This window comes from Pseudomonas orientalis, from assembly GCF_001439815.1.
Classification (GTDB): Bacteria; Pseudomonadota; Gammaproteobacteria; order Pseudomonadales; family Pseudomonadaceae; genus Aquipseudomonas; species Aquipseudomonas orientalis.
Genome location: NZ_JYLM01000001.1, coordinates 702,011 through 713,887, shown reverse-complemented (window position 1 = coordinate 713,887; position 11,877 = coordinate 702,011). Strand labels below are relative to the sequence as shown.

General features: G+C 62.0%; 9 protein-coding genes. 6 read left to right on the top strand and 3 right to left on the bottom strand.

Translation table 11 applies throughout. The annotated features are described in order from the left end of the window. Window positions 1-3: 3 nt before the first annotated feature. Both TU82_RS03145 and TU82_RS03140 read right to left on the bottom strand, forming a co-directional pair. Entirely contained in the window at window positions 4-1,341 is a 1,338-nt protein-coding gene (locus tag TU82_RS03145; RefSeq protein ID WP_057721655.1) for a lysine N(6)-hydroxylase/L-ornithine N(5)-oxygenase family protein, read from the bottom strand. 120 nt (window positions 1,342-1,461) lie between these two features. Next, on the bottom strand, window positions 1,462-1,944 hold the full coding sequence (locus TU82_RS03140) for a sigma-70 family RNA polymerase sigma factor (protein WP_057721654.1): 483 nt from the start codon (window positions 1,942-1,944) through the stop codon (window positions 1,462-1,464). Between the two features lie 255 nt (window positions 1,945-2,199). Between TU82_RS03140 and TU82_RS03135 the strand changes: the two genes are divergently transcribed. The 5 genes from TU82_RS03135 to TU82_RS03115 all read left to right on the top strand — a co-directional run bounded on the left by TU82_RS03135 (window position 2,200) and on the right by TU82_RS03115 (window position 9,154). Next, window positions 2,200-3,369 carry an efflux RND transporter periplasmic adaptor subunit gene (locus TU82_RS03135; protein WP_057721653.1) on the top strand — a complete coding sequence of 390 codons (1,170 nt, stop codon included), beginning with the start codon at window positions 2,200-2,202 and terminating at the stop codon, window positions 3,367-3,369. Window position 3,370: 1 nt separating this feature from the next. Next, window positions 3,371-5,338 carry a MacB family efflux pump subunit gene (locus tag TU82_RS03130; RefSeq protein WP_057721652.1) on the top strand — a complete coding sequence of 656 codons (1,968 nt, stop codon included), beginning with the start codon at window positions 3,371-3,373 and terminating at the stop codon, window positions 5,336-5,338. After that, entirely contained in the window at window positions 5,331-6,743 is a 1,413-nt protein-coding gene (locus tag TU82_RS03125; RefSeq protein WP_057721651.1) for an efflux transporter outer membrane subunit, read from the top strand. The genes TU82_RS03130 and TU82_RS03125 overlap by 8 nt, the downstream gene beginning before the upstream one ends. Window positions 6,744-6,849: 106 nt before the next feature. Further along, the gene (locus TU82_RS03120; RefSeq protein WP_057721650.1) at window positions 6,850-7,605 is read left to right on the top strand and encodes an alpha/beta hydrolase family protein; all 756 of its coding nucleotides are present in this window, start codon (window positions 6,850-6,852) and stop codon (window positions 7,603-7,605) included. A gap of 292 nt (window positions 7,606-7,897) precedes the next feature. Continuing rightward, window positions 7,898-9,154, top strand: a complete 1,257-nt coding sequence (locus TU82_RS03115) for a Vps62-related protein (RefSeq protein WP_057721649.1) — start codon at window positions 7,898-7,900, stop codon at window positions 9,152-9,154. A gap of 101 nt (window positions 9,155-9,255) precedes the next feature. Here the strand turns inward: TU82_RS03115 and TU82_RS03110 are convergent, their stop codons facing one another. Next, complete coding sequence (locus tag TU82_RS03110; RefSeq protein ID WP_057721648.1) at window positions 9,256-10,770, bottom strand: M10 family metallopeptidase C-terminal domain-containing protein; 1,515 nt, start codon at window positions 10,768-10,770, stop codon at window positions 9,256-9,258. Between the two features lie 235 nt (window positions 10,771-11,005). On the opposite strand from TU82_RS03110, the gene TU82_RS03105 reads away from it, so the two are divergent. After that, the gene (locus TU82_RS03105) at window positions 11,006-11,869 is read left to right on the top strand and encodes a LysR family transcriptional regulator (RefSeq protein WP_057721647.1); all 864 of its coding nucleotides are present in this window, start codon (window positions 11,006-11,008) and stop codon (window positions 11,867-11,869) included. Window positions 11,870-11,877: the final 8 nt, after the last annotated feature.

Here is an 11,877-nt window from a genome sequence, read left to right as displayed (position 1 = left end):
CGGTCAGCTTGCAGTGGCGAGCAGCAGGTCCTGCACCGAGCGCGCGCTGCCACGGCTACGGTCATTGGCATACAACGACGCGGCAATTTCATCCGCGCGAATCGGCAGCACCGACAGCAACGTATCGCTCAGACCATGGCTGGCCTGGCTGAACCCCTGGATGTAGATCCCGGCCTTGCAGCGCTCGTCGGTGACGATGCGGTAATCGCGGGCCACTTCGAAATCGCCCATGTAGGCCTCCAGCGGCGCGAGCAGTTCGCGGTGCATCTGGCGCTCGTAACCGGTGGCGAGAATCACCGCGTCGTAGTGGCTCACGCTGGTTTCGCCGGTGGCATTGTTGCGCAGCGCCAGTTCGATGCCCAGCGAGCCGGGAGTGGCCTTTTCGACCACGGTCATGGTGCGGAACGCCTGGCGCGCGATGCCGGAGACTTTCTGGCGATAGAAGATGCCGTAGATGCGCTCGATCAGGTCCAGGTCGACCACCGAATAATTGGTGTTCTGGTACTCGGCGACCAGGCGTTCACGTTCAGCGCCGACTTGCTGGAACACCAGATCGGTAAAGGCCGGCGAGAAGACTTCGTTGACGAACGGGCTGTCATCCGCCGGCTTGAGCGCCGAACCGCGCAGGATCATATCAACCTGCACCGATGGGAAGCTGTCATTGAGGTCGATAAAGGCTTCGGCCGCGCTCTGGCCACCGCCGATTACCGCGATGCGCATCGGCTTGCCGTCGACACACGGCTGGCCGGCCATGCGCTCCAGGTAGTGGGAATGGTGGAAGACCCGGCTGTCGCCCCTGAGCGCCTTGAACGCCTCGGGAATACGCGGTGTGCCGCCGGCGCTGACCACCACTGAGCGTGTGGTGCGCACATGCTGCTCGCCCAGCGCATCGCGGGAAATCACGCGCAGCGCTTCAACCTGCTGCTGGTGCAGGATCGGCTCGATGGCCAGCACTTCCTCGCCGTAGCGGGCCTGGGCCTGGAATTGCCCGGCGACCCAGCGCAGGTAGTCGTTGTACTCCATGCGGCACGGGTAAAAGGTGCCCAGGTTGATGAAGTCCACCAGGCGGTCGTGGGCCTTGAGGTAGTTGACGAAGGAATACGGGCTGGTGGGGTTGCGCAGGGTCACCAGGTCCTTGAGGAAGGAAATCTGCAATTCGCTCTGGGTCACCAGGGTATTGCCGTGCCAGCGGTAGTCGGCTTGTTTGTCGAGAAACAGCACGTCCAGTTTGCCCTGGGCCTTCTCACGCTCCTGCAGGGCGATGGCCAGCGCCAGGTTCGAAGGGCCGAAGCCGATACCGATCAGGTCGTGAACCGCGGGCGAAGCAATTGCCTGTGTCATTCCAGTGTCCTCTGGATAAGCCCCTTGGCGGTTGGGGCGGGAATACCTTCATGGCCTGAACAACAGGCCGTGTGTTGATAGGAAACGAGGACAGTGAAATAAAATTTAACTAACAGCGCTTCAGTGCGCTTCCCACTCACGCATGCGCAACCGGCAGTGCTTCATGGCATTGACGATGTGCTTTTCCACCAGGGCGCGGGAAATGCACAGGCGCTCGGCGATTTGCAGGTGGGACAGGCCGTCGAGTTTGCGCATCAGGAAACTGTCGCGGCAGGCCGCCGGCAACTCGGCCAGGGCACGCTCGAGCATCTCCAGGCGCTGGCTCTGATCGTGGCTGGCGTGGGGTGAACAGGGCGCGAAGCGCTCTTCAGCGTCCAGCACCTCCAGGGGCTCGACCTGGCGCAGGGCGTTGCGCCGATGGCCGTCGATCACCAGGTTCAACGCGGTGCGGTACAGGAACGCGCGCGGCTGTTCGATCGGCGTGTCACTGGAGCGCTCCAGCACCCGCACATACGCGTCATGCACCACATCCTCGGCCACCTGACGGTTGCCCAGCTTGGCGTTGAGGAAACACACCAGCTCGCGATAGTAGTTTTCCAACATGACTCCTGGCCCATGGCCGTGGTGCGGACGATGCCAACCTGCGTAGAAACACATCCATCGATGATGGCAGTTTGAGTGTGTGCAATTTATAGTAATTCTCATCTACTTTTAAAGAAGTCTCGCATCAACGGTCGATTTTTTTCTTCATACAACCTGTAACCGCGCGTGTAACAGCCTAAATCCGCGGGCATTTTCTTCGTTTACCTGTCAGCTCTGCGCGACTGCGCCCCGATCTTTCCTGGCTGGAACCTACGCATGAAACGCCCTCGACCTGCCCGACGCGCCCTGCTTGTGGTGGCGTGCCTGATTCCCATCGTTGCGTTTGCCACCTGGCAAGGCCTTGCGACGGGTCGCGATACCCTGGCCACTGTTACCGTCACCCGTGGCGATATCGAGAACAGCGTCACGGCCCTGGGCACCCTGCAACCACGGCGCTATGTGGACGTCGGCGCCCAGGCTTCCGGGCAGATCCAGAAGATCCACGTCGAGGCCGGTGATCAGGTCAAGGAGGGCCAGTTGCTGGTGGAGATCGACCCTTCGACGCAGAAAGCCAAGCTCGATGCCAGCCGCTACGCCATCGAAAATCTGCAGGCGCAGTTGCAGGAGCAGAAAGCCCAGCACGCCTTGGCGCGCCAGAAATACCAGCGCCAGCAACGCCTGAGCGCCGGTAACGCCACCCGCGAAGAAGATGTGCAAACCGCCATGGCCGAACTGAGCGCGACCCAGGCGCGGGTCGACATGTTCCAGGCCCAGATTCGTCAGGCCCAGGCCAGCCTGCGCAGCGACGAAGCGGAACTCGGTTACACGCGCATCTACGCGCCGATGGCCGGCACCGTGGTCGCGGTGGATGCGCGGGTCGGCCAGACCCTCAACGCCCAACAACAGACTCCGCTGATCCTGCGCATCGCCAAACTGTCGCCCATGACGGTGTGGGCCGAAGTCTCCGAAGCCGATATCGGCCATGTCAAACCCGGCATGAGTGCGTATTTCACCACCTTGAGCGGCGGCAGTCGGCGCTGGACCAGCACTGTGCGCCAGATCCTGCCGATCCCGCCCAAGCCGTTGAACGAAACCCAGGGCAGCGGCAGCCCGAGCAGCGCCGGCAAGAGCGGCACCGGCCGCGTAGTGCTGTACACGGTATTGCTGGATGTCGATAACGCCGATAACGCGCTGATGGCGGAAATGACCACCCAGGTGTTTTTCGTCGCCAGCCAGGTCAAGGACGCCCTTACCGTGCCGGTGGCCGCACTGCAAGGCACGCCCACGGCGGACACGCAAATCGCCCGAGTGGTGGCGAAAAACGGCAGCATCGAGCAGCGCACGGTGCGCCTGGGGATCAGCGACCGCCTGCGCGTGCAGGTGCTGGACGGCCTCGACGAAGGCGATCACCTGTTGATCGGCCCGGCCGACGGCAGCGGGGGTTGAATTGACCACGCCACTGATCGAACTCAAGCACATCCGCAAATCCTACGGCGGCGGCGACAGCCCGCAGGTCGACGTGCTGCGCGGCATCGACCTGTCGATCCATGCCGGGGAGTTCGTCGCCATCGTCGGCGCGTCGGGCTCCGGCAAGTCGACGTTGATGAACATCCTCGGTTGCCTCGATCGCCCGAGCGAAGGCGACTACCTGTTCGCCGGGGAAAACGTCGCCCAGCTGGGCAGCGACGAACTGGCCTGGCTGCGCCGCGAAGCCTTCGGTTTCGTGTTCCAGGGCTACCACCTGATCCCGTCGGCATCGGCCCAGGAAAACGTCGAGATGCCGGCGATCTATGCCGGCATCAGTGCCGGCGAACGGCACGCCCGCGCCAGCGCCCTGCTCACCCGCCTGGGCCTGGCCGAGCGCACCGGCAACCGTCCGCATCAGCTCTCCGGTGGCCAGCAGCAGCGAGTGTCCATCGCGCGTGCGCTGATGAACGGCGGGCATATCATCCTCGCCGACGAACCCACCGGCGCGCTCGACAGCCACAGCGGCGCCGAGGTGATGACCCTGCTCGACGAGTTGGCGAGCCAGGGCCATGTGGTCATCCTGATCACCCACGACCGCGAAGTGGCGGCGCGGGCCAACCGCATCATCGAGATTCGCGACGGCCTGATCATCAGCGACTCGGCCGCCGCCCACACCGAGGCGCCAGCGAACGGCGCTGCGCTGCAAGCCGTGGACCTGCGCCAGCGCCTGGCCGATGGCGCCGAACACAACGGTGCCTGGAAAGCCGAACTGCTCGATGCGTTGCAGGCGGCCTGGCGCGTGATGTGGATCAACCGGTTTCGCACCGCGCTGACCCTGCTCGGCATCATTATCGGAGTGGCCTCGGTGGTGGTCATGCTGGCCGTGGGTGAAGGCAGCAAACGCCAGGTCATGGCGCAGATGGGCGCGTTCGGCTCGAATATTCTGTATGTCAGTGGTTCGTCGCCCAACCCGCGTACGCCCCTGGGCATCATCACCCCCGCCGACGTGGCCGCCCTGGCCACCCTGCCGCAGGTGAAACGGATCATGCCGGTCAACGGCGCCGAAGCCGGCGTGCGGTTCGGCAACATCGACTACATGGCCTATGTGGGCGGCAACGACACCCATTTCCCGACCATCTTCAACTGGCCGGTGGTCGAGGGCAGCTACTTCACCGAGGCCGACGAACGCAACGCCGCCACCGTCGCGGTGATCGGCGCCCGGGTGCGCGACAAGCTGTTCAAGGGTCTGGTCAACCCCATCGGCCAATACATCCTGATCGAAAACGTGCCCTTCCAGGTGGTCGGCGTGCTCCAGGAAAAAGGCTCCAGTTCGGGCAACAAAGACAGCGACGATCGCATTGCCATCCCCTACTCCGCCGCCAGCATTCGCCTGTTCGGCAGCTACAACCCGGAATACGTGGTGATTGCCGCTGCCGACGCCACCCGCGTGAACGCCGCCGAGCAGGCCATCGATCAGTTGCTCAAGCGTTTGCACCATGGCAAGGACGACTATCACCTGACCAACAACGCCGCGATGATCCAGGCCGAAGCGCGCACGGCCAACACCCTGTCGTTGATGCTCGGTTCGATTGCGGCGATTTCCCTGCTGGTGGGCGGCATCGGCGTGATGAATATCATGTTGATGACCGTGCGTGAGCGCACCCGCGAAATCGGTATCCGCATGGCCACCGGCGCCCGCCAGCGCGACATCCTGCGTCAGTTTCTCACCGAGGCGGTGATGCTCTCGGTGGTCGGCGGGCTGTTCGGTATCGCCCTGGCGCTGCTGGTGGGCGGCGTGCTGGTACTGGCCGAAGTGGCGGTGCAATTTTCCCTGGTGGCGATGCTCGGCGCCTTTGGCTGCGCGCTGTTCACCGGCGTCGTATTCGGCTTTATGCCGGCCCGTAAAGCTGCCCGGCTCGATCCGGTTAAGGCATTGACCAGTGAATAAACAATCCCTTCCCACGCCGCTTTCACTGCTCAGCCTGTGCCTGCTGCTCAGCGCCTGCGCCGACAACCCGCCCGCCGTCGACAGCGGCATTGCGCCGCCTGCCGCCTGGCACCAGGCCGAACGCGCGGCCAGCCAAGCCACTCACCAACGCTGGTGGACGCAGTTTGGCAGCCCGTCGCTCAACCGCCTGATCGACCAGGCCCGACGTGACAGCTTCGACGTGGCCGCCGCCATGGCCCGCGTGCGCCAGGCGCAGGCAACGGCAGTGATTGCCGGGGCGCCGCTGCTGCCCGAGGTCAAGTTCAACCTCACCGCCACCCGTGAAAAGCTGTTGCGTGGCAGCGGCAACGCGGACCTCAACGCGAGCGAGAGCGATAAAACCGTGACCAGCTATGACGCCAATCTCACGGCCAGCTACGAACTCGACTTCTGGGGCGGCCGCGCCGCAGCGCGGGACAGCGCGCTGCAGAGCGTGCACGCCAGCCGGTTCGACCAGGCCAACGTGGAACTGACCTTGCTCAGCAACGTCGCCGACCGCTACGCGCAAACACTGGCCGCGCGCCAACGCGTGCAGATCGCCGAGCTGAACCTGGCGAATGCGCGCAAGGTGCTGGAGCTGGTGCAAACCCGCTACGACGCTGGTTCCGCCACAGCCCTGGAGCTTTCGCAACAGAAAAACCTGGTGGCCGGCCAGCAACGGCAACTGCCGCTGGTCGAGCAACTGGCCGAAGAGGCGCGCATTACCCTCGCCGCGTTGCTCGGCCAGCCCGTGCAGGCGCTGGAACTGGGCGGCGAGACGTTCCAGGCACTGACCTGGCCAACCATCGGGCCCGGCGTGCCGAGCCAGTTATTGAGCCGGCGTCCCGATCTCGCCCAGGCCGAGGCACAGCTGGCGGCGGCGAGTGCCGACGTCAGCGTCGCCCGCGCGGCAATGCTGCCAGCGGTGACCCTGGGCGCGACCCTGGGCTCGGGCGCGTACCAGGCCGACGAGATCCTGCGCAGCCCGTTCTACACGCTGACCTCGGGTCTGGTGGCCCCCATCTTCAACAACGGTCGTTTGAGCGCCGAACGCGACAAGGCCCGTGCGCGCCAGGATGAGCTGCTGCAAATCTACCGTGGGGCGATCATCAATGGCTTTGCCGATGTGGAAAAAGCCCTCAGCAGCATCCGTCGACTCGACCAGCAACGCCAATGGCAAACCGAAGAGCTGCAACAGGCCCAGACCGCGTTCCGCATCGCCCAAAGCCGCTACCAGGCCGGTGCCGAGGACCTGCTCACGGTGCTGGAAACCCAACGCACCCTGTACGCCGCCCAGGACTTGAACGTGCAGCTGCGGCTGTCGCGCCTGCAAGCCAGCATCGCCTTGTACAAAGCCCTGGGCGGTGGCTGGGATAGCGGCAGCTGATAAACGAAACTCCAGTTTCGTACACGATCCGTTTAATCGCCTTACATTATTAGACCCAAGGTCCTTGGTAAAAAAGCCGCCTTCACACGGCTCCCAGGGACCTTTAATGAAACCCAGCGTTGTTGGAAAATGCCTGGTCTGCCTCGGCGGCTGGCTGATTGCACACCTGGCCCTGGCCGAGCCGTTGATCGCGCCCACCGCCATTGACTGGTTACTCGATTGCCCTTTCCCGATTTTCGAGCGGCTCGACCCCGACGTACTCGCCCGCACCCAATGCGGCCTGGTGACGGTGCCCCGCGACCATACCGCCCCTGGCCGTGGCCGCCTGCGCTTGAGCGTGACACGCGTCGGCGCGCGCGACCCGCTCAACCGCGAGGGCGTGGTGTTTATCCAGTCCGGCGAGCCGCACACAGCTAAAAACGCCACCTTTGCCCTGCATCTGGCCGGCCGCTGGGAGTCCTACGCCACTCAGGCTTACCGCACGCTCGTCGACCGCTACGACATCATCGAACTGAGCAGCCGCGAGCTCAAAGGGGACGACGCCATCGAACAGGCGGCACAGGACATGGAGTATGTACGCGGGCAACTGGGCGAGGCCCGGCTCAACTACGTCGGCAATGCCGACGCGGCGCGCCTGGGCAACCGCTACGCCACGCGGTTTCCCGAACGCATCGCACGCATGGTGCTGGTCAACGCCGGACGCGGCGAACCGGGCGCTTCCGGCGTCGAGTTGCTGCTGCTCAAGGAACCCGACCAGGCAACTGCCGGCGGTTGTGTCAGCCGCTGGCTGGGTGAGTTTCTGGCCTACGGCAAACAGCCCCCGGCAAGCACCCGCTGTCTCGACCGTGGCGGCTGGGAGTGAGCCGCACCGGATCTACTGGAGTTCGCTCACTCTTGGTTCACCACACAACCCAATGTGGGAGGGGGCTTGCCCCCGATGACGGCGTGTCAGTAAATACATCTGTGACTGACGCACCGCTATCGGGGGCAAGCCCCCTCCCACATTTGCACTGCATTCCAATCAAAAATGCCTGCCCTAATCATAGCTATCTACCGCTTCCCGCCTCGCCAGCAGGTATCAACTGTCCAGCGTACTCAACCCTCCGGCGGCTTGACGACCGCCAGAGATTTGCGAACTGAACAGAGCGATCCCGATGGCCCCCCTTAAATACAAAGACTTGCTGATCAATTTCACCAACAACTTCACCCACTTCTGGAACAACCGGCGTCGCGAGGATGGGCATTTTGGCGATGCGCCCGCCAGTCTCTGGCGCCCTCGCATTCCTCCGAAGCTGGCTGGCTACTACCCGATCGGCGACAGGCTTGAAGATAATTTCAAGACCATCGACGGCGTCCAGGCGATGCCGGTGGTCGCCGATGCCAATGGGCCCACGGGTACCGCCTTGAAGCCACCTACGGATTTCGAACGGGTATGGGCCTTTGAGCAACCCGGGCACAACGTATCGATCTGGCGCCCGATTCCGCCCGAAGGTTATGTAGCAATGGGACTGGTAGTCGGCAACGGCCTGCTTGAACCTTCCGTGAATGCGGTTCGGTGCCTGCGTGATGATCTGGCGGTCACGTCGCACATCGACGAGCTGCTCTGGAGCGATCGAGGCACCGGCGCACCCGGGGATTTTTCCGCCTGGAGTGTCAAGCCGCCCACCGCGCCACCGGTTGAAGTGTATTTCAGCGCCGGCACTTTCATGGGCCAGCCGGGCTATGCTCGACCTTTGGCCAGTAGCCCCGCGCATGCTCTGCGCGCACATATGCTGATCGAATCGACGGCGCCCAGCGTCGCCCCCCTTCTGCACAGTTACGCCAAACCTTCAGCGTTCGAAAAAACCACCACGGCCTATGTCACCCAACTGCCCTGGTTCACCATAGAAGACCCCGACCTGACCCCCATGGAACAATTGACCCAGACGCCCTACTACCAGTTGGAGCGCAAGGATTACTACGTGTTGCTCAACCACGCGCATAACAACACGTCGACCGTACAACGTTACAACTGGGCCAGTACCAACATCGAAAATGGGTCGACCACCGAGAGCACCTCGCAGACCGTGGGTACGGAAAGCAGCGTCGAACTGCAATTCGCCAGTTTCTTCAAGGCCTCTGCCAAAATCAGCCTGAGCGTCACCCAGGTCAGCACGCAAACCAGGGGCTGGGCCAAATCCGAAACCTACACCGTCTGGTGCACCCTGGGGCCCCACAAAGCCGTGGCGGTCTACCTGATCAACAGCGACTATCGCCTGCTCAGGGCGGATGGGCGCCAAGTGGGCCAGATGTATACCCGAAGCAATGAAAACAGCCTGTACTGGAGCGAATACCCCGCGACCCAGGGCAATACCGTGAGGGTCAGCCGCTCCATAGCAGGAGAAACGTCCGCCGAAATTATCCTGCCCTGAGTGAACGCGGCATTGCAGATCAGGCCACTACCAGCACTTGCAGGTGCCATCCACCCCGCGGATACCGGCATGAAGGTATCCAAGGGGTGGACAATGCGGGTTCAGGTTACAAAATCAGTTTCTTGTACAGGCTCCTGACTGTCGATCTTGAGTGCGAAGTCGGCGCTACGATCGCCGTCCAGGTCAATCTGCAGCGTGGCTTGGCGGGTTTCGGCATCGTAATCGAGGATGGCCTGGCGTCCCGCGCCGGTAAACCGGCTGACAAAGTCCACAGGTTTCTCGGCAATGTCACGAAGCGGAACAACGCTCATGCCGTACCAACTGGTTCGGACCCTGTTGGCGTCAGACTCATCGACATAGGAGCTCGACGGCCCTGTGGCTCGCAGGTTGGAGATATCGACTTTGTCCTCTCCCGGAACGAAGTCGGTGATCCGGTCAGGCTGGTGCGCTGCAGATTGCCGCGGGTCCAAGTACAGGTAGGTATTCTTGCCTGCGCCGCCGGTCAATATGTTCTGGGTAAGGTTGCTGATGAAGATGTCTTTTCCAGAACCACCCTTGGCATTCTCAATCGTCGTGCCCTTGGCGATGAATACATTTTTTTTCATTCCCCCTACATCCGAAGGAGCGCCTTCGTTGAGGTTGATGATCTGGTCCTGATTGAATCCGGACAAGTCCAGCGTATCCATACCACCACCATCCCAGATCGTAAACACCGGCGCGTCGGCGGATGAACTCAAGCGATAGGCTGCCCGGTCGGCATTTGAATTAAAGCCATAGATGGTATCGCCCGCTCGGGTTTCGTGATTGGTACCGTACACCGATTGCCTGGCGGCGATATCATCCACCATTGGGGTCGAGGGCGAGTAGTGGACACCGTTCTTGGAAAAGGACTGCCCCGTGTTGCTTTCATTCCAATAGCTCAGGATGCTGTACCCGCTGGTGTCCTCTGCATAGGTCGCCGTGTGGTAACTCGCATCCGAACCTTCAGGTGGGCTTCTGAACGGGTGCGAGAACCCCATCGCATGATCCAGCTCATGTGCAATGGTCAAATGCCCTTCATTGGTATGGCTCGGTACCATGTGATCTTCATCCGTTGAATTAAGCCATACTTCAGAAGTGGCCCAGATCCGCGGAATATGCGGATTGTTCGCCAGGTGCCGCTGAAAAGCCTCAGGCGGAGGCATCTTCGCAAAAGCGTTCTGCCCATCCGTACTTTCAGCGAAATTTCCCAAGCTGATATTGCCCTCGCCCAACACGCCAGGCCCAGCCTCCGTGAACCTGACATTCGTCATATCCGACCAGTGATTCATCGCCTCGCGCGCCGAATCCTTTTGTGCCTGGTTGAACTCACTGAACCCGCTGAGGCCATGTATGCGAAAAAACGGCCCGGGCGTCGTTCGGAACTGGTAGGTGATATCTGTTTTTCCATCACCATTGGTATCGTGCCAACGGGACTTCTCACGGGTGATCTCAGCGGCCGCCTGCTGGACCGTGTATGAGGGCTTACCATTGATCATGCGCCCACCACCTCGCTGATCATCGTGAAGTACGCGATCCAAATGAGTGATCATATTGCTGGCAAAGAGAGAGACAGTAAACGTTACTGGACTGGACATAGTGACCGCTCCTTATTACTAGGTCAGTTAAGTCAAGAGACATGCCTGGGGATAAGCCCTTGCAGGCTCACGTCAAACTAGTCCGGCATCGCCCGGGCCGGCAGAGGTGTTTCCTTAACCGGAAGCCGTCCAGATACTTCCAAGAGCAAGCCTGAGAGCAATACGTTCGTGCGAAATACCCGTGTTATCGTGCAGACTTTTCCGCGCTTACACTTTCTCCTGATTCGGAATCGACATGGACATCGAACTGGCACGCACCTTCCTCGAAATCACCCGCTGCGGCAGCTTCGCCGCAGCGGCGGAGAAACTGCATGTCACCCAGACCGCTATCACCGCACGGGTGAAAAACCTGGAAAACCAGTTGGGCAGTACACTGTTCGTGCGCAATCGCGCCGGTGCCCGCTTGACCGCCGACGGCGAGGCCTTTGTGGTGTATGCCAACCAGCTGCTGCAAACCTGGGAAGCCGCCAAGCGCGACCTGCCGTTACCGGACGGCTATCGCAATGTGCTGCATATCGGCGGTGAGGTCAGCTTGTGCAATCCGCTGATGCTCGGTTGGGCCAAGGCCTTGCGCGAACAGATTCCGGGGCATGCGCTGCGCACTGAAGTGCGGGAAGGCGAGTACCTGCTGCGCCAGTTGGAGTTGGGCGTGCTTGACGCCGCGCTGGTGTTCCAGCCGCAGTACTGGCCGGGCTTGCAGGTGGAGCAGGTGCTGGAGGAAAAACTGATCCTCGTACAACTGACGAGCAAACCCGAACCTTACGTCTATATCGACTGGGGCCACGGTTTTCGCCAGCAGCACGACGCCGCCCTGCCCGACCGCGCCCGCGCCGCAGTGAGTTTCAACCTCGGGCCGCTGGCGTTGCAGTACATCCTGGAGAACGGCGGCGCCGGGTATTTCCGCACGCGGGTGGTGCAGAGCTACCTGGACAGCGGCGTGATGCAGCGGGTGGCCAAGGCGCCGGAATTCAGCTTTCCGACCTATCTGGTGTATTCACGGGCGCGGGATTCGGCGGTGCTGCAGCAGGCGTTGACGTTGTTGCGCGAGGTGGTCAAGGCCGAAGGTGACTGGTCGCAACGTTGGGACCCGCTGATTTGAATCACCCT

Bases quoted from the DNA above. Each gene is read 5' to 3' on its own strand.
- TU82_RS03110 (WP_057721648.1), bottom strand. From the start codon at position 10,770: ATGTCCAGTCCAGTAACGTTTACTGTCTCTCTCTTTGCCAGCAATATG.
- TU82_RS03105 (WP_057721647.1), top strand. From the start codon at position 11,006: ATGGACATCGAACTGGCACGCACCTTCCTCGAAATCACCCGCTGCGGC.
- TU82_RS03135 (WP_057721653.1), top strand. From the start codon at position 2,200: ATGAAACGCCCTCGACCTGCCCGACGCGCCCTGCTTGTGGTGGCGTGC.
- TU82_RS03145 (WP_057721655.1), bottom strand. From the start codon at position 1,341: ATGACACAGGCAATTGCTTCGCCCGCGGTTCACGACCTGATCGGTATC.
- TU82_RS03140 (WP_057721654.1), bottom strand. From the start codon at position 1,944: ATGTTGGAAAACTACTATCGCGAGCTGGTGTGTTTCCTCAACGCCAAG.
- TU82_RS03115 (WP_057721649.1), top strand. From the start codon at position 7,898: ATGGCCCCCCTTAAATACAAAGACTTGCTGATCAATTTCACCAACAAC.
- TU82_RS03120 (WP_057721650.1), top strand. From the start codon at position 6,850: ATGAAACCCAGCGTTGTTGGAAAATGCCTGGTCTGCCTCGGCGGCTGG.